Annotated in this window: 15 protein-coding genes and 1 pseudogene; 9 read left to right on the top strand and 7 right to left on the bottom strand. The window is 45.8% G+C overall.

The window, feature by feature from the left end:
- The first annotated feature begins 345 nt into the window (after positions 1 to 345).
- Positions 346 to 690: a hypothetical protein gene (locus E4N69_RS07100; protein WP_253823393.1), complete on the top strand. Its 345-nt coding sequence runs from the start codon at positions 346 to 348 to the stop codon at positions 688 to 690.
- Here E4N69_RS07100 and E4N69_RS07095 read toward each other — a convergent pair.
- The 3 genes from E4N69_RS07095 to E4N69_RS07085 all read right to left on the bottom strand — a co-directional run bounded on the left by E4N69_RS07095 (position 653) and on the right by E4N69_RS07085 (position 3699).
- Complete coding sequence (locus E4N69_RS07095; RefSeq protein ID WP_253823392.1) at positions 653 to 2254, bottom strand: ABC transporter ATP-binding protein; 1602 nt, start codon at positions 2252 to 2254, stop codon at positions 653 to 655. The two genes, E4N69_RS07100 and E4N69_RS07095, sit on opposite strands and share 38 nt — an antisense overlap.
- A 61-nt stretch (positions 2255 to 2315) precedes the next feature.
- A complete protein-coding gene (locus tag E4N69_RS07090; RefSeq protein ID WP_253823391.1) occupies positions 2316 to 3053 on the bottom strand; it encodes an energy-coupling factor transporter transmembrane component T in 738 nt (245 codons plus the stop codon).
- A gap of 61 nt (positions 3054 to 3114) precedes the next feature.
- Positions 3115 to 3699, bottom strand: coding sequence for an MptD family putative ECF transporter S component (locus tag E4N69_RS07085; RefSeq protein ID WP_253823390.1), 585 nt, complete (start codon positions 3697 to 3699; stop codon positions 3115 to 3117).
- Positions 3700 to 3750: 51 nt separating this feature from the next.
- Between E4N69_RS07085 and E4N69_RS07080 the strand changes: the two genes are divergently transcribed.
- Positions 3751 to 3975: a hypothetical protein gene (locus E4N69_RS07080; protein ID WP_253823389.1), complete on the top strand. Its 225-nt coding sequence runs from the start codon at positions 3751 to 3753 to the stop codon at positions 3973 to 3975.
- 162 nt (positions 3976 to 4137) lie between these two features.
- Here the strand turns inward: E4N69_RS07080 and E4N69_RS07075 are convergent, their stop codons facing one another.
- From E4N69_RS07075 to E4N69_RS07065, 3 genes are all read right to left on the bottom strand, one after another.
- Positions 4138 to 4785, bottom strand: a complete 648-nt coding sequence (locus E4N69_RS07075) for a TetR/AcrR family transcriptional regulator (RefSeq protein WP_253823388.1) — start codon at positions 4783 to 4785, stop codon at positions 4138 to 4140.
- Between the two features lie 784 nt (positions 4786 to 5569).
- Positions 5570 to 5968 (bottom strand): putative toxin-antitoxin system toxin component, PIN family, encoded by a 399-nt coding sequence (locus E4N69_RS07070; protein WP_253823387.1) that lies wholly within the window; start codon positions 5966 to 5968, stop codon positions 5570 to 5572.
- Positions 5969 to 6193, bottom strand: coding sequence for a hypothetical protein (locus E4N69_RS07065; protein WP_253823386.1), 225 nt, complete (start codon positions 6191 to 6193; stop codon positions 5969 to 5971).
- 250 nt (positions 6194 to 6443) lie between these two features.
- Between E4N69_RS07065 and E4N69_RS07060 the strand changes: the two genes are divergently transcribed.
- The 6 genes from E4N69_RS07060 to E4N69_RS07035 all read left to right on the top strand — a co-directional run bounded on the left by E4N69_RS07060 (position 6444) and on the right by E4N69_RS07035 (position 16688).
- Positions 6444 to 9722 carry an energy-coupling factor transporter ATPase gene (locus E4N69_RS07060; RefSeq protein ID WP_253823385.1) on the top strand — a complete coding sequence of 1093 codons (3279 nt, stop codon included), beginning with the start codon at positions 6444 to 6446 and terminating at the stop codon, positions 9720 to 9722.
- 157 nt (positions 9723 to 9879) lie between these two features.
- The gene (locus E4N69_RS07055) at positions 9880 to 10935 is read left to right on the top strand and encodes a Fic family protein (RefSeq protein WP_253823384.1); all 1056 of its coding nucleotides are present in this window, start codon (positions 9880 to 9882) and stop codon (positions 10933 to 10935) included.
- Positions 10936 to 11299: 364 nt separating this feature from the next.
- The gene (locus tag E4N69_RS07050; RefSeq protein WP_253823383.1) at positions 11300 to 13042 is read left to right on the top strand and encodes an ABC transporter ATP-binding protein; all 1743 of its coding nucleotides are present in this window, start codon (positions 11300 to 11302) and stop codon (positions 13040 to 13042) included.
- 2 nt (positions 13043 to 13044) lie between these two features.
- Positions 13045 to 13227: a hypothetical protein gene (locus E4N69_RS07045; protein WP_253823382.1), complete on the top strand. Its 183-nt coding sequence runs from the start codon at positions 13045 to 13047 to the stop codon at positions 13225 to 13227.
- Between the two features lie 187 nt (positions 13228 to 13414).
- Complete coding sequence (locus E4N69_RS07040) at positions 13415 to 15802, top strand: efflux RND transporter permease subunit (RefSeq protein WP_253823381.1); 2388 nt, start codon at positions 13415 to 13417, stop codon at positions 15800 to 15802.
- A gap of 100 nt (positions 15803 to 15902) precedes the next feature.
- Complete coding sequence (locus tag E4N69_RS07035) at positions 15903 to 16688, top strand: outer membrane lipoprotein-sorting protein (RefSeq protein ID WP_253823380.1); 786 nt, start codon at positions 15903 to 15905, stop codon at positions 16686 to 16688.
- A 116-nt stretch (positions 16689 to 16804) separates the two neighbouring features.
- Here the strand turns inward: E4N69_RS07035 and E4N69_RS07030 are convergent, their stop codons facing one another.
- The gene (locus tag E4N69_RS07030; protein ID WP_253823379.1) at positions 16805 to 17020 is read right to left on the bottom strand and encodes a hypothetical protein; all 216 of its coding nucleotides are present in this window, start codon (positions 17018 to 17020) and stop codon (positions 16805 to 16807) included.
- 88 nt (positions 17021 to 17108) lie between these two features.
- On the opposite strand from E4N69_RS07030, the pseudogene E4N69_RS12805 reads away from it, so the two are divergent.
- Positions 17109 to 17624 (top strand): annotated as a pseudogene (locus E4N69_RS12805) (hypothetical protein).
- The last annotated feature ends 17 nt before the right edge of the window (positions 17625 to 17641 follow it).

Raw genomic sequence — 17641 nt, 5'->3', positions numbered from 1 at the left:
ATGACTTTGGTTGAACAGCGCACGTTTTATACTGCCGTATGGATCTTGGATTGCCTTAATTGTTCAGATGAAATTTTCCGGCTTCGATTATTGGAACTCAACTGGCTTTAATAGAGCATTTATTAATGTCCGATAGATCATCCGCTGTTTTATCATATTTAGAAACCCTCTCTCATGATGAGCTTATAGAGTTACTACATTCTTTTGCAACGACTCATGAAGATATTCGGCTTGCCATTGAAGGAAAGAGTGGTGTCAACAATACAAAAACCAGAAACGATACCGCGGTCGAACACAGCCGACAAATATCACAGACGGTGCCGGAATCGGTAACAGCAGATGTCTATGTCTATCATCCATCGCATGTACTTGTTACTCGGAACAGTACCGCACAGGAAAAGATCAATTGACAATCCTCGGCTCGATACGCTTATGCTTGCAATGCCGTTCAGCTGGAAGGGGACGCTTGCGCAATACTGCGGCCGATTGCACAGAAATTTTGCAGGAAAAGAAGAAGTACTGATTTATGATTACGTTGATTTCCGTGTTCCTGCTTTCGATAGAATGTACCGGAATCGACTTAAAGGCTATAAACAGCAAATACCGTTTAATGAGTACCGTTTTAAGCTAAGCTTGCTGCTTACTCTCCCCGCTACCTCCCCTCAAAAAACGCCTGTACCTTCTCCATAATCGCCTCCGACCAGCCGCCGCTCCACACCAACTTCCCGCTATCCATAAAAATGAGATAATTACAGCATGCAGCAATCAGCTCCGGATCGTGGCTGATAATGAACACGGTTTTGCCTGCACGGGCGAGGCGTGTGATATTTTCCGCAACATCCAGCATGTGCGCGTAGTCAAGGCCGCTGGTCGGCTCGTCAAAAATAAGGAACTCCTTATCGGCAGCTATCGCGCTTGCGACGGCAAGACGCTGCTTTTGTCCGCCCGATAACGCCATCGGATGCACTTCCTTAAATTCCGAAAGATTCATCGCTTCCAAAATATCAAGCGCTTTTTGACGTGCAGCTTCGCCGCTTACATCACTTACATCCATACTCAATAAGATTTCTTCGATAACGCTTTCCGTAAAAAGCTGATGGTTGACATCCTGCATCACCATATAGGACTTTTTCAGCCGCGCTTTCGCCGTGTAGGATTTTCCGTTATCGTTCAACACCCCCTTCGCCCGTTTTTCAAGACCGCAGATAACCCGCGCCAAGGTCGATTTTCCCGCGCCGTTAAACCCAAGCACACCCGTAACCGCACCGGAAGGTATCTTCAGCTCCGGTATATCGAGCACGCACTTTTTCCCGTAAGAAAACGCAAGACCGGAAAACGTAACATACCGCTCGAATACCGGCGGCTTTTCGGCGGAAGCACATTCGGGTGCTGGAGACCTTTCGACAGAGGCACAGTCAAATGCCGGAGACTTTCCGGCGGGGGCACATTCAAAGATTCCTTCAAGGATTCCTCCGGTTTGACATGTACGGATACATCCGGGAGTGTATTCCATCGCTTTTTGCGAACGCAATCCTTTCCGGTGCAGCGTTTCCGTATCAACCTTTAGAAATTCCACGATTGGAAAGTCCTTGATAATCCGTCCGTTTTCCATATAGATAACGCGGTCGGCTACCTCCATCAGATAGTACAGGCGGTGCTCGGCGATAACGACCGTCTTTCCCTGCTCCTTCCATTTCCGTATTACCGCCTTCAAATTGGCAATGGAGCGGAGATCAAGGTTGGAAGAAGGCTCATCCAAGACGAATATGGCAGGCTGCATCGCCGCCGCGGAAGCACACGCTATTTTTTGCTTTTCTCCGCCGGAAAGGGCAAACAGGTTTCTATCCAAAAGGTTAGCCATATCAAGGTCTCTGCTTACCTGCCCGATGCGGCGGTACATTTCTTCCCGCGGAACGCCGGTATTTTCGCAGCCGAAGGCGATTTCACTCGTGGAATCCAAACTGAAAAACTGAGAGCGCGGATTTTGAAACACCGACCCGACTTTTTGCGAAAGCTCATACAGCGTTACGGATGCCGAATCTTTCCCGTCGATAAGTACCTGTCCGTCCAGCGTCCCCGCATAATACGCCGGAGCAAGCCCGTTAATCAGGCGGGTAATCGTCGTCTTACCGCAGCCCGACAGCCCACATAGCAGCACCACTTGTCCCGCCGGGATTTGTAAGTCAATGCCGTACACTCCCGCGCTCCGCTCCGCGTTATGATAGGTAAAGGTTACATTTTTTAACTCAATCATCTTATCATCCTCTCATCTGCATCATTTTCCATATCATTGTCTAATCCGTGTCATTCTCCACTTATCCCCCAATGCGTAACACCGTACAGACAAGCAGCGCAGCTGCGATAACGGCAATGCCCGCATCGTATATGCCAAAGTGCAGCTCAACAAGGCATGTCCGCTTTTTCAATCCCCCTAAGCCCCGCGTCAAAGCCGCCGCCGATAACTCCTCTCCGATTTTGGCAATCGACATCATCAGCGGAATCAGCCGGTACTCCAGCATCATCGCAGGGTTCCGCCAAAACCGCGGCGTACCGAACCCAATCTCCCGCATCCGCATCGCACTGCCGATTGAACGGTTTTCTTCTCCCAACGTAGGGATAAACCGGAAGACAACGGATATGGGAATAATCAGCGCATCAGGCACATGCCACCGGCTCATCGCTGCGATAAACTCATTCGGTTTTGTCGATTCGATAATATAGTAGCCGAACATAAACACCGGAAAAAACCGGAAAATCAGCTCGCTTAAAAGCCCCCATAGCATCACCGCAAGGTACGGCAGCGCCCCCGCCATGTTCGACAGCTTGACCGCAGCCGCCAGCGCAAAAAGCCCTCCGTAAATCAGCGCCGGCCGGTATTGGCGGTTCAGAAAAAGCAGGCTAATGGGAATAAGCACAATCACCATATTCAGCATACTCTGCTCTTCTACAAAGAATATCAGCGTTGCAAGAAAAAACATAAACAGCACCTTAGTGCGGGGATCGATGTGCACCCCCTTCACCCGCGGCGGTTCATACGGCTCAAAATCTTCCATTATACAATCCTTTATATAACCCTTATCTAACACCTGCAGCACCGGCGGCATCTATACGCATCTATACAATACCGGCTCTTTCAAAATGCTTTTTCAACATTCGCCTTCCAAGCAGCGCCCCGAGCAGCGAAGAGACAAACAGAATACCGATTGCCGCAAATCCCATCCACGGGGGCATAAACATCTGCACCCCTTCAACATATTGATCCCCCATTGAACTGCGAACCTTTTCCATATACGTTGCAGCAAAAAGCCACATCGGTGCCTGACAGCTTATCATCGCGCAAGAAAAAAGCCAGTAGCCAAGCACACTCGCCTTAAAACTCTTGTATTTACCCGCCTTCAGCACTAGATCAGCAAGTGCGCCCATCACACAATAGCCGATAATCGGAAGATACGTGTATCCCATCAGATACCAAAACAGGCCTAAAATAACACTCATAATAAAGACCATGCCGAACTTATTCGCCTTTGTCAAAAACAGCATAAACGGGATCCCCGTCGCAATCGGCACAATCACATACAAAAACGGATACAGCACCGGAATCGCGTTGATCATCCCGATCACAAAAAAAATAACCAAATACATCGCCGTATAGATTCCGACATTTATCAGATCCTTCGCCGACAACTTACCGCTTTGCATACGCAAACCTCCATATAAATTATTAAGCACCCTGATTTTTCAGAGTCCTTTGTGATAACATTGATAGCACACTTTGTTATCATTTGTTTAAAAAAAATAAATCGGCTCAAGCCGATCTTTGTATTCTTTTTTCTCTTTTGGGCGGCTTTTTGCGCCGTTAAAACAGCGCAAAAACCGGGCTTTGCGGGGTTCCGCCTCTCGGCTCCATTCCTCCGTTCGCTCACCGCTCACTTCGGAACGCGCTTTGCGCGCCCCTCCAATCCCTTCCGCTGTTGAAAAGCGTACCTTCGTGTACGCTTTTCAACGACGAGTTTCGGCAAGGCCGAAACATCGCTACTGCATGGAACCAGCGGCATCCGTGCCGCTATTGATTAACACCCCGGACGTCCCTGTCCGTTCTGAATGTACGTCCATATACATGCTCATCGTCGAGTTTACTTACACTCGCAAAACCTTCCGCCAGCCTGCCGAAAAAAATTCGGCAAGGGTATGCACAACTTCAAGCGCTTCATCCTGCGTGTAATCATGCAAAACCGTTTCAAAAATACAAGAAAAATAGGAATGGATAAGCATGTGCAGTTTTTTCCCATCAATCCGGTTGTATGAGATATGTTTTTTATCCAAAAATTCGTACATGCGGAGCGTATTTTGTAGCTCCCTTTCAACCAGCCGGTCGGTAAAATCGATATACGGTGTTCCATCCGCACAGCACAAAAGGAGTTTGAACTCATTAAAATGCGCGTAAACAATGCGGACAAATGCTTCTATCGTCTCTGCCGAAATTGCCCAAATGTCTTCTATATTTTCCGAACTGAGGCAGTCAAAGCATTCATCTGCAGCGGTCTCGTATGTATCTTGAATACTTTTGACGGCAGGCTCCACCAAAGCCGAAAAGAGCGCTTCTTTGTCCTTAAAATGACGGTAAAACGCACCGGTCGTTACGCCCGCCTCACCACACAAATCCCGCAGGTTTGTACGTTCATAACCATTCCGCAAAAACATCTTTTTGCCGCTTTCTAAAATTCTTGTGTGGGTTGCTTCGTATGTTCCGCTTGCCATATCCGTAGTGTGAACCTCTACAACCATCGGTTAGCTTTTTAGAGGTTCTCTGCTCTTCTTGATAACTTTGTTAGCATTGTATGACAAAGAAGAGGATGTGTCAATGGAAAACGATAAGGTAATCCAGGGTAAACGCATCAGGCTATTTTTTTAACATCCCCGCGAAAAAAATTGATACTATTCGACCAGAACTGCCAAGGATGGCATCGCTAAAAAATGTACATCCCTGTACATTTTTTAGCTTCGAGTTTTTCTGATGAAAAACTCGATACTGTTTGGAACCACTGACTTCCTGTCAGTACAGCGATGTTACGGTAATTTGCAACGTCCCTGTTGCAAATTACCTTGCGAGTTTCACAAAAATAAAATTTTTGTGAAACGTCGTTTCTGATCTATCCGCCCGCCGTCCATGGCGGTATTGAGCCAAAACTCGCCTTCAATGCGCCCAAGGATGGGCGTGGGATAGGTCAGAAACAAGTTTTGGAACAAAACTTGTCCTCAACCGATGTACATGGACGTACATCGGTTGAGAGGTACACGGATGTACAACAGTTGAAGATGGTTCAAATGGTCTCACAGTCTCAATTTTTTTGCGATTTTTCTCTATTCTACCTGATGCGTTTACCTTTTTCTCGGAAAAATGTGCGAAATTTTAAATAAAATTTCGCACAGAAGGAAGCAACCGCTAAAAATATTTATAATGCGGTTGCCCTGTATGGTAATCCGAGAATTCAGTTGAGAAGGGAAAAACTGCCTCTGATGATGCAGTATAAAATGAAAAAGATTTGAGTTGGAGACTGTAAAGAGGTCATTATCCCTCATTTGTTAAATAATCATATAGCATTGTAGGAGAAAATATTAAAGGTTTTTCTACATCAGATTCAAGAAAATCCTTATCGCCGGTTAGAATAATATCCGCATTATGAAAAAGAGCATCGCTTAACACAGGAACATCTTTTTTATCACGGATCATTTCATATCGCTCATCGGTACTTGAACAAAAGACAAATGGTAAGCTGCGGTAGAGTGAATAAATTTTATTTGCTTTTGAACTCCATTTTTCTTCTAATTTTGCTTTAAATTCGGCATCTACGTATTCGGAAACGAGTAAGTCATAACCGCCGTCGAAAAGCATCTCCAAAAGGCTGCCTGTTTTGCCTGCAAATACAAATGCGGAAATAAGGACATTCGTGTCTAAAAAGATTCGCATTTATACTAACCGCGAACGGCGGAAAGCCGCCATATCCGATAGCATTTCTTCTTCAGAATCCCATCCTTTATTATCAGTAAACATTTCCTGTATTTGCTGAATAGTCGCTTTTGTAGTTTGTTTACGAGAGCTGATAAGAAATTCAACATATTTTATCACGGCGCTATAATCTTCTTCTGTGAGTGTTTTCATCATTTGTGCAAGTTTAGATGCTGTAACGGACATTCCCTATCTCCTGCATTATTCAGACTGCAAATAGCTTATCATATTTTTTCAAAAAAAAATAGACTGTAAAATCCCGCAGATTCGTGCGTTCGTAGCCGTTCTGCAAAGACATCTGTTTGCCGTCGATCGCCTACAATCTCAAGACTATGTTTACTGAAATTAAATCTTCCTCATTACACATATACATCTTTGTCTATCCGTATTATAGTTATAGTATACAAAATCTCTAATACTATCGGAGAGTAATAGTGTGATCAATTTTAAAAACGTCTCTTTTTCCTACAGCGGAGAACACGGTACCGGAGACGGCGTATCCGGAATAGACCTTACTATAAAAGACGGCGAATTTGTCGTATTATGTGGAGAGTCGGGCTGCGGCAAGACCACCGTTACGCGGCTGATAAACGGGCTTGCTCCTCATTTTTATGAAGGTGAAATGAGCGGTTCCGTGATGATCGGCGATGTGTGCGTAAACACGGAAAACTTATCCGATATTGCAGCGCTCACCGGAAGCGTTTTTCAAAATCCAAAGAGTCAATTCTTTAACCTTGACACTACCGGCGAGCTTGCATTCGGCTGTGAAAATCTCGGCATCCCAAGGGAGCAGATTCAACAGCGCCTTGAAAAAACAAAACGCGACTTGCAGCTCGATAATTTGATGGACAGGGATATTTTTGAACTGTCGGGAGGAGAAAAGCAGCAAATTGCCTGTGCCTCCTGCTATACCGCCGATCCCCGTGTGTTTGTGCTGGATGAGCCGTCCTCTAATTTGGATAAACGGGCAATTCAGCGGCTGCACCGGATGCTGGTAAAAATGAAAGCGGCCGGTAAGACCGTCGTCATTGCGGAGCACCGGCTCTATTACCTGATGGATGTGGCTGACCGCTTTATCTATATGCGCGGCGGAAAGATCGAGCGTATTTTTACACGGGACGAAATGAAAGCGCTCAGCGAATCCGATTTAACCACGCTGGGCTTGCGCCTCACCGATATGCAGTTCCTCGCCGCGCTTGCACGGAAAGAGGATGCGGCGCAAGAAACGCTGGTCAAGAGCAGTACGCCGCCCGAAACCCAACCCGTGTCAAAACCCGCGCTTGAAGCGCTCGATGTAACCTGCGGCTACGGCTCTACCCGTGTGCTCGATATAGAGCGACTCGCACTGCCCGAACATTCGATTGTAGCGCTCATCGGTGATAACGGATCGGGCAAAAGCACTTTTGCGCAAGCGCTCGCGGGGCTGATTCCTTCAAACGGGAGCATCGCAGTCGGCGGCGCGTATTTGACGGCCGAGGAGCGCAGCAAACGCAGTTTTATGGTGATGCAGGATGTCAACCGGCAGCTCTTTGCCGACAGCGTGTTGGAAGAAGTGATGATGAATACCGGCGCTTCCGCAGCGGATGCCGAAGTCGTATTGGCGCGGCTCGGAATCCTTGAACTGAAAGACCGGCACCCGGCCTCGTTATCGGGTGGTCAAAAACAGCGGACGGCAATTGCTTCCGCACTCTGTGCAAAAAAAGATGTGCTGATTTTTGATGAACCGACCAGTGGACTTGACCGCCGCGGTATGGAACGCTTCGGCTCTCTTTTACGCGATCTGCAGACAAGCGCCGCCCTTTCGCTCGTTATTACGCACGACCCCGAATTGATTATGAGCTGCTGCACGCACATTCTCCATATCGAAAACGGCAGGGTCTTAGCTTTCTATCCGTTGAATAAAGCAGGCATCGAACGGGTTTCTTCCTATTTCTTGCAGGAAAGCGATGAAAACACGAGCCGGAAACGGGACAAGCAAAGCTCTATCTCCAAGATTTTGCAGTACGCAGGGGCGCACCGCCGCACGATATATCAAGCGGCGCTCTGTATGACACTCGGAGCAGCGGCGAGTATTATCCCGTATCTTTTGGTATACACGATCCTTGAGCAGGTCTTAAACGGTTCGGTTCCGATCTTAGCCGGAAGCAGGAAAATACTTGCAGGTATCCTGCTTGCGGAAATCGTATACGCTGTTTTTTATATGTACGGCTTTCAGCTTTCGCACCGTGCGGCTTACAACACGCTGGAAAACATACGCCGCTTTTTGCAGGAAAACTTGGAGCGCAAGCCGCTCGGAAAAGTGAGGGAGATGGGCAGCGGAGCTATCAAAAAGCTGTTTACCGATGACATTGAATCGATAGAACTCCTTTTGGCGCACATGATCCCCGAAGGGATTGCCAATCTCACCGTCGCCGTGTTTGCGCTTGTGACCATCCTCGTTATAGATTGGCAGCTTGCACTGCTTACCTGCGTTGTCATTGCGCTGGGTATCAGTGTTTCGGGACAGATGTACCGTGTCGGTGTCGAGCAGATGGGCAGTTACTTTGCCGCAGCAAAGCGGCTGAACAATACCATTATCGAATATGTAAACGGTATGGAGGTTGTCCGCGTATTTAACCGGCAGGATGAATTCGGCGAACGATTTGCTTCTTCCGTTACTGCGTACCGCGACTTTGCGCTGTCATGGTACAAGGTTTCATTCCCGTGGATGGCCCTATACGGCAGTTTGTTTTCTAACATTTTACTATACAGCCTGCCTTTCGGCACACTGCTTATCTTGCTCGGTCAGTTGACCCTTGCCCGCTACATTTTGATAATTTGTCTTTCTTTCGGAATTGCGCCGCTCCTGCTCCGCTGCATGAGTTTTATCGGCGCCGTACCGCAAGCAAGTTATAAAATTCAGGCGTTGGAAAAAGCATTTGATTACCCCGAACTTAAAACAGGAACGGCACCGTTTTCCGGCACGGGGCACAGTATCGAGTTCCGCAATGTCCGGTTTGCATACAAGGATTTGGAAGTTCTGAAAGACGTTTCCTTTACGGCGCAAGAGCGGCAGATGACTGCCTTAGTCGGGGCGAGCGGCAGCGGGAAAAGCACGGCGGCAAAGCTCTTGGTGCATTATTACGATGTTTCGGGCGGCGGGGTGTTAATCGGCGGACAGAATATCCGTGAAATGAGCTTAGAAGCGCTCAACGAACAGATTGCCTACGTTTCTCAGGATGTATTTCTTTTTAACAAGAGCATTGCGGACAATATCCGAATCGGCAAAAAAGGCGCAACCGATGAGGAGATTATTGCCGCAGCAAAAAAAGCGCAGGCGGATGAGTTTATCCGTGAACTGCCGGACGGGTACGCAACGCTTGCAGGGGAAGCAGGCAGTAAACTTTCAGGCGGGCAGCGGCAGCGGATTGCCTTTGCACGGGCAATACTCAAAGATGCGCCGATTGTCATTTTGGATGAGGCAACCGCCTTTATCGATCCTGAAAACGAGCAAAAAATGAATCAGGCAATATTCGAAATCGTGCGGGATAAAACCGTTATCGTCATCGCTCATAAAATGAAGTCCATTATGAACGCCAACCGTATTATCGTGCTCAAAGATGGACGTATCGCCGCTTCCGGCTGTCATGCGGAGCTTATTAAAACCTGTCCGGAATACCAAAACCTCTGGCGTATCTCGGAAGAAACCGCAGACTGGACGGTACGGGGGAAGTAAGAGGGGAGTAACCCTAAGGGCTGTCCAAAAACTAACCAACTTTTGAGACATCCCCGGCTACCGTGAAAACGGCGCAAGAACGAATTGATATGTACCATTTTTTTAATATTTGGTACACATCTTGATCACATGTCCCAAAAAAGACTATAATTGGGACATGTCGGAATTGCAAAAATTGCCGGTTGATCCTAAAAAGACCGAAACAATTACTATCCTCAAAGCAGAAAGCAAAGCGTCTAAAGCGCTTGCCGAGCTTAAAGGTATTGCACAGGTGATTCCTAATCAGTTTATTCTTATTAATGCCGTTGTGCTACAAGAATCTCAAGACAGTTCAGAGATTGAAAATATCATTACCACAAAAGATGAGCTCTATAAAGCTCTTTCCGAAACGGTAAAAAAAGTTGATTCTGCTACAAAAGAGGTTATGTTCTACAGAGAGGCCTTATACGCAGGTTTTGCAGAACTAAAAAAACATCATTTTATTTCTATAAATGATATCATAAACATTCAAAAACAGCTTGTTCAAAATAATGCGGGAATCAGAACTGTACCCGGCACAAAGCTGATGAATGACCGTACGAATGAAGTTGTCTATATTCCGCCGCAGACAAAAGAAGAAATTGACGGACTCTTAAAAAACTTTACTGAGTATTTAAACAACGATGATGATTCTCTGACAAAACTTGCAATACTTCACCATCAGTTTGAAAGCATCCATCCTTTTTATGATGGGAATGGACGAACCGGAAGAATTGTAAATATCCTTTATTTGATTTTAAAGCATCATCTTGATCTCCCAATTCTCTATTTAAGTTCATATATCATCAAAAATAAAGAACAATACTACGAACTCTTGCAAAAAGTCCGTACGGAAGAAGCGTGGGAAAAGTGGATTGTTTTTATCCTTAAAGGAATAGAAGAAACTGCCGTAGAAACAATTGAGAAGGTAAAAGCGATAAAAGAACTTTTAGATAGCACAATCGAAAAAGTAAAATCGGAAGCTCCGAAAATTTATTCCAAAGAACTGGTAGAAACCCTTTTTGAAAATCCCTATTGCAAAACTGAGTTCATTGTAAAAGCGCTGGGGGTAGAACGGAAAGCTGCCTCCCGTTACCTGCATCAACTGGAAGCTATCGGTGTTCTTACCTGTATAAAGGTTGGAAAAGACAATCTGTTTATAAATACCGGCTTGATGGATATACTGAAAGAATAGAGAACCTCTAAAAACTTCAGCTTTTAGAGGTTTTCCTTAGATTTAATTTGCGATGTTTTTAATAAGTCATTTATATTTATAGACTTATTAAAAACTCGACGGGCACCTCTAAAAATCTAACCGAGTTTTTAGAGGTGCCAATAGTAATTGTCCGAGCTTTGTGTTATAAAATTATAAAACGTTGGGGCACCGATGCGGAGCCGAAGAAGGAATGTTTATTTTAAGCCGCTGAAATAGCGCGGCTTAAAAACACTGCGAGTTTGCAGCGCAAACTCGATTATCAACATGTGCGCTTTTCGCGCACTAATTCGCCCGCCTCAAAAATTGATATTTTGTTCGGCTGTCGAATTTTAGGAAGCTCTCTATGATTGCGATGGTTCATCAGTTACTCGTATTTACCGGCACGTACGCTCGGAAAATCCGATTGGCATATCTGTTTACTTTTTTAAAAGCGATCGCGGCAAATGCTCCGCTGATGGTTGCCGTAAAAGTTATCGACATGCTTATCAAAGGTGAAGCCGACATTAAAACGGCAATCTATGCGGCAGCGGTCATGCTGCTTTTGCTGGCTATTCAGGCAATCTGTCAAAATATCGCAGACCGGCTGCAAGCGGGAGCGGGATATAAGGTCTTTGCGGAAAAGCGGCTTGAGCTTGGGCAGCATCTGCGCCGGCTGCCGATGGGATACTTTACCGCAGGGAATATCGGAAAAATCAGTTCGGTGTTGTCGGCCGATATGGTCTTTATCGAGGAGCAGGCGATGGCGGCTGTTTCGGAGGTTACAAGCAGCATCGCAGCGCAGATTATTTTGACGGGGTTTCTCTTTGCGCTGCATCCGCTGTTCGGAGCTGTTGCCATTGCGACGGAGCTTACGGCAATTCTTTTCGCGCAGTCGATGATCCGGCTTTCCGCCCGTAATTCAAAGCTGCGCCAACAAAGCATCGAAGCATTGACCGGCGCCGTGTTGGAATACACGGAAGGGCTCGGCGTAATTAAAAGCTATAACCTCACCGGAGCGGGTGCGGAAGATATCAGAACCAGCTTTAAGCGCATGAAAGAGGCGAGCTTGTCTTTTGAAGAAGAATATTCCCCCAAGGAGCGGACACTGCTGATCATTTACAGTCTCGGTATGACCGCAATACTTGCTTTAAACATTTGGTTGTTTCAACACGGAGCCCTGTCAAGCACCGTATTTGTCGGCTGTATGCTGTTTGCCTTCAATCTTTTTACGCCGCTTAAACAGCTCTATCAAAAAACCGGTATACTGGCGATCATGCAAGCTGCGCTGAATCGTGTGAACGAAGTATTTAACGAACGGGAGCTTGAGGATACGGGAACCGAGTCTTTGCCGCAAACAGCCGATACGGAAATAACATTCAAAAATGTGTCGTTTGACTACGGGGATAAAGAAGTGCTGCATAACCTGTCGTTCAGTATCGAGCAAGGGCAGATGGCGGCCTTTGTCGGACAGTCCGGTGGCGGGAAAAGCACGATTATGAATATACTGGCGCGGTTCTGGGATATATCGAAGGGCGAAATTCTCTTACGGGGAAAAAACATCAAAGAGCTTCCGCTGACGGTGTTAATGGATCATATCAGTATGGTGTTTCAGCGGGTCTATCTGTTTGAGGACACAATAGCAAACAATATCGCGATGGGACGTCCTCATGCGGATAGAGAAGCGGTGATCGAAGCGGCAAAAAAAGCGCAGTGTTATGATTTTATCATGCGGCTTCCGTACGGATTCGATACCGTTATCGGTGAAGGCGGCGCCTCTCTTTCGGGCGGAGAAGCCCAGCGTATTTCGATTGCACGGAGTATTCTCAAAGATGCGCCGCTCATCATCTTGGATGAAGCGACCGCGAGTATCGATGCCGATAACGAGCAGGCAATACAGAAAGCCTTGAGTGAATTATGCCGCGGAAAAACCACACTGGTTATTGCTCACCGGCTGGAAACCGTCCGCGAAGCAGACCGTATTTTTGTCATTGATGGCGGAGAACTCAAAGAGCAAGGTACCCATGATGAACTGATCAAACAGCACGGGCTTTATTACCGCATGACGCAAGCCCATAATGACGCTACATCGTGGCAAGAAGGAGCGTAAGAATGAGCGGAAACGGATCAAAAATATGCGGACTTATCTTTATTATCATCAGTATTTTTCTGCTGCTTGGAGGGCTGTATCTTCCGGCAGCCGTTATTCCCGTTTGGACACTGCGGGGATTAGATATCGCCGGTCTGATCTTACTTGCCGTCGGTATCGTTATGTATAAGGTGCTTAAAAGGTAAGGAAACGGCGCTTTCACAGTTTATGCCGGAGTGTTCGCAGATGAAGTGAATCGACAATCGCACCTATTGACAATTCTTATGGAAATTTTATACTAAAACAGTAAACAATGTTTACTGTTTTTTTTCATCATGGTATCTGCAAAACAACGGAACTGGTGTTGCAGGTCATTTATAAGAGGTTCATACTATGAAACTTGAAGGGATGCATCTATTCTTTAAGAAGATCGCAGAGTTTCAATTAAAATACCGCTGGCTTTGTTTAGCTTTGCTTGCAGCAGTAACGGTTGCGGGGCTTATAGGCGTAAAAAGCTTTAAGGTAGGCTCGGCGGATGAAGACGAGTTTTTAACCGTAAAAGAAAGCACAAAAAAGAATGATGCACGGTTTAAGGAGCTGTTCGGCAGTAACGATTCGATTGTGCTGCTCTTTGAATCAGATGATGTATTTAAGCCGGAGGTGCTCCAAGCGATTAAAGATATCGGCACCGATCTTTTGGAAAAAGTACCGTATGCGGATTCCATCACTTCGATTACCGATACGGATATTACCGTTGGTACGGACGAAGGCATAGAAATTACCAATCCGTTTACAGACGGCATTCCCGACAATCCCGAAGCATTAAAAAAAGCCAAAGACTTTATCCTGTCGCGCAAGTCGATTGTCAATAAGCTTGTAACGCAGGATGCAACGGAAACGTGGCTGGTGCTGTCGCTTAAAGCAACGCCGCCTGAAGAAGTGTGGAGTAAAACTTCGACCAAGGCGCCGATGTACGTTATCGGAGAAGCTGCAATCGATATTGTAACCGACCCTAAATATCACAGCGCTGCGTACACAATAAAACCTGCGGGGCTTCCCTATACCGAAACGGAAGAAAAAGTAGTGATGGGACACGAGACCACAAAAAGCGTGGGCTTGAGTTTTCTCTGTATGATTATCTTGCTCATCATATTTACCCGCTCGCTGCGTGGAACGATCGTACCGCTATTCGCAACCTTCTTCGGTATTACTACGGTGCTCGGCTTTATGGGCTTTTTGCATATTTCGGGAAAGTCGGAGATGATGTCGGTTCCGATTGTGCTTGCGATGGCGCTTTCGGTCGGTTACTCGATTCACCTCGTCAATTCATTTAAAACAAGCTTTTATGAACTCGGCAAACGAAAAGAGGCTGTTATCGCTTCGATTGAAAATACCGGCTGGCCGCTCTTTTTTACTGTCGTTACTACCGTTGTTTCGGTGCTGTCGTTTTTAACGACTGACCTTAAGCCGATGCGCTGGATGGGGGCAGCAAGCGCCGCGATGGTATTTGCCGTGTATGTCTATGTCAGCGTTCTCATTCCCATTCTGATGAGCTTCGGAAAAGATATTGAGGCCGGTAAAGATTCGGCAAATACCCACAATGCAAAAGCTGCACGTGCCCAAAAATTGGATGCACGGTTTGAACGCTTCGGGCGTACTGTTATCAAAAGACGCAAAGCAATCATCACTGCATTTACGCTCATCACTGCAGCTTGTATTCCGGCGTTGTTCAAAATCGATGTCAACATGGACAATTTTAAATTTATGGGTTTGCGCATTCCGTATATCAGGCGCATCTATGAAATTACGCAGTCGCAGCTCGGTTCCTATTTTAGTTACAATATTATGCTCACCTTTGATGAAGATGATGCAGTCAAAAATCCCGATGTGCTTAAAAAACTCGATAAACTGAGCACACTCATCGGGACGTTCAGATTAACAAAAATGAATAACGGTGTGCCGAAGATATTCTCGATTTTGGATATTGTCAAAGAGATGAATCAAACGATGCACTCCGACGATCCTGCCTTTTACACAATCCCCGATGACGAAGACTTACTTGCACAGCTCTTGTTCTTGTACGAAATTTCAGGCGGGCAAACATCGCGTTGGGTTGACGAAGAGTTCCGTACGCTTCGTATGTCGATTGATGTTGCCTCGTATGATGCGAACGAGCTTGCAGCAAATCTGAAAACTATCGAACAAACATGTGCGGAACTGTTTCCGCAGGCGGACTGTCATTTAATCGGAGCTGCCGTACAATTTGCGGAATTGAACAACAAAATCGTATTCGGCGAATTGTATTCTTTTTTTACTTCGCTTGTTGCGATTGCAATTTTGATGATGCTCGTATTCGGCAGTGTGAAAATGGGACTCATCGGGCTTATCCCAAATATCTTTCCCGTTCTTGTCATCGGTGCGATTATGGGCTATCTCGGTATTTCGCTCGACCTTATGACGATGGCGATTATGCCGATGATCCTCGGGATTGCCGTTGATGACACTATTCACTTCACCAACCACGCAAAGTATCTTTTTGAAAAAGAAAAATCGTATGACCGCGCTATTTTCGGGACGTTCTATTCCATCGGAAAAACGCTTGCAATGACCACGATCATTTTGTCTGCCACATTTTTAGTATATCTTACGTGTAATATTGCAGCAATTTTACGTCTCGGTGTATTGGCCGCTGTCGGTCTCATGTCCGCTCTCGCCGCCGACTATTTGATGACACCGGTACTGATTTACATAAGCAAACCGTTTGGGAAAGAGGAAAAATAATGGGTAATGCGATAATTGGTAATTGGTAATTAAAGCGATTTACGTGCAGCAGTAATTACCAATTACGCATTACAAATTACCAATTAAAAGAGGAGAATGTATGAAAATTATAAAACACGTAATTGCGCTGATTGTGTTTGCAGCGATGGCCGTAAGCCTTGTCTTTGCACAAGAGCTGACGGGGAAAGAGATTATGCAAAAGGTTGATAAGCGCGAAAAAGCTGCAACCGATTCATTTACGATGCGGATGACGCTGATCAATTCCGGCGGTAAAAAGCGGGTGCGCCAAGTTACGGCATATTCGAAGGATTACGGCAGCGAGAAAAAAACGGTGATGATGTTTACGCTGCCCGCTGATGTAAAGGGCGTCGGATATCTTTCTTTCTCGTATGATGACGCGGCAAAAAGCGATGACCGCTGGCTCTATATGCCTGCACTCAAAAAGGCGAAGCGTATTTCCGGTTCTTCAAGTCAGGACTATTTTATGGGCACCGATTTTACCTACGATGATATAAGCGGACACAAAATCGACGACTACACGTACACGCTGCTTGCGGAAGAAACGGTGGACGGGAAAAACTGCTGGAAAATTGAATCGGTTCCGGTGAAAAAATCGATGTACTCAAAGTATGTTTCCTGGATTGATAAGGAATCGCTGGTGCAGGTAAAGGCGGAATTTTACGATGAGCAGGGAGCGCTACTGAAAGTGCTTACGGTAAGCGGCATCGAGAAAAAAGACGGCTTTTGGACTGCGGGCAAAATGGAGATGAACAACCTGCAAAAAAAACACACAACCGTTATCGAAACGCTTAAGCACGAGTTCAATAAAAACATTTCGGACTCGTATTTTAGGGTGAATTCGTTGGAGGAAGGCAAAATCAGGTAATCCTTTTGAAATATGCGGGGCATCTGCGTTGTCGCTTAACAAAAAACAGTCCTCGACGTACAAAAAGTACGCCTGCGGGTGTTTTTTGTACGCTCCTAGCATCTGCACCGCCTATTTCAAAAGGCTAGCGGAGAGAGGGCGAAAAAGGATTCTTTTGAAATATACGGCGCATCTACTGCGTCGCATTGCCAAAAGCGTACATCCTTGTACGCTTTTGGCAGCGAGTTTCGGTACCGCCGAAACATCGCTTCTGATAGAACCAGCGGCATCCGTGCCGCTTCTGAAACAAGTCCTTGACGTTTAAGAACGGACACGGATGTCCGTGGTTCCATGCAGTAACAAGTTTGCTTGCAAACTTGCAGCCCAAAAATGTACACGGATGTACACTTCTGGACAGGTTTTTTCAAAAAGAGGTTGTCAATGGATATAATCAGGGCAGTATTGGATGGTATAGCGATGGCAGCCATATTTAACGGTTCGGCGGCGGCTCTTGTAATAGCAAACCCGAGATATTTGATGGATTCATATCCTAAGGGGATTCAAAAAGCTGTTCCTGAGCCAATGAATAAGAAAGAAAAACGGGTAAATAAAATATTTACGGTTATTGTAATGGGAGGTTGTTGGCTTTACGGAGTAATAAGTGCATTGCATGGCGGAATTCATACGTTTAAGACAATATTTTGTACCGCATATATTCATTGAATTATTGTGAATTTCGGCGATTTTTTCTTGTTGGATTGTCTTTTATTCCAAAAGTGGACGAAGCTAATTGTCATTCCGGGAACGGAAGCTCACCCAATCTATCAAACAAAAAATTGGATGAAGGTTATCGGAATACCGGAACATTTTTTATTGTGGCCGTTTATAACGGTTCCGCTTTTTTCTTTAGTTCAAACAGGTATTGTAATGCTCATACAATTTTTGTTTTCTTTCTAAGGCTTACATGAAAGTAC

Source organism: Treponema sp. OMZ 906, assembly GCF_024181185.1.
Taxonomy (GTDB): Bacteria; Spirochaetota; Spirochaetia; order Treponematales; family Treponemataceae; genus Treponema.
The sequence above is the reverse complement of the archived record's forward strand: the minus strand, read 5'-3'. Positions and strand labels throughout refer to the sequence as shown.

Bases quoted from the DNA above. Each gene is read 5' to 3' on its own strand.
- E4N69_RS07100 (WP_253823393.1), top strand. From the start codon at position 346: ATGTCTATCATCCATCGCATGTACTTGTTACTCGGAACAGTACCGCAC.
- E4N69_RS07095 (WP_253823392.1), bottom strand. From the start codon at position 2,254: ATGATTGAGTTAAAAAATGTAACCTTTACCTATCATAACGCGGAGCGG.
- E4N69_RS07090 (WP_253823391.1), bottom strand. From the start codon at position 3,053: ATGGAAGATTTTGAGCCGTATGAACCGCCGCGGGTGAAGGGGGTGCAC.
- E4N69_RS07085 (WP_253823390.1), bottom strand. From the start codon at position 3,699: ATGCAAAGCGGTAAGTTGTCGGCGAAGGATCTGATAAATGTCGGAATC.
- E4N69_RS07075 (WP_253823388.1), bottom strand. From the start codon at position 4,785: ATGGTTGTAGAGGTTCACACTACGGATATGGCAAGCGGAACATACGAA.
- E4N69_RS07070 (WP_253823387.1), bottom strand. From the start codon at position 5,968: ATGCGAATCTTTTTAGACACGAATGTCCTTATTTCCGCATTTGTATTT.
- E4N69_RS07065 (WP_253823386.1), bottom strand. From the start codon at position 6,193: ATGTCCGTTACAGCATCTAAACTTGCACAAATGATGAAAACACTCACA.
- E4N69_RS07055 (WP_253823384.1), top strand. From the start codon at position 9,880: ATGTCGGAATTGCAAAAATTGCCGGTTGATCCTAAAAAGACCGAAACA.
- E4N69_RS07050 (WP_253823383.1), top strand. From the start codon at position 11,300: ATGATTGCGATGGTTCATCAGTTACTCGTATTTACCGGCACGTACGCT.
- E4N69_RS07045 (WP_253823382.1), top strand. From the start codon at position 13,045: ATGAGCGGAAACGGATCAAAAATATGCGGACTTATCTTTATTATCATC.
- E4N69_RS07040 (WP_253823381.1), top strand. From the start codon at position 13,415: ATGAAACTTGAAGGGATGCATCTATTCTTTAAGAAGATCGCAGAGTTT.
- E4N69_RS07035 (WP_253823380.1), top strand. From the start codon at position 15,903: ATGAAAATTATAAAACACGTAATTGCGCTGATTGTGTTTGCAGCGATG.
- E4N69_RS07030 (WP_253823379.1), bottom strand. From the start codon at position 17,020: ATGGAACCACGGACATCCGTGTCCGTTCTTAAACGTCAAGGACTTGTT.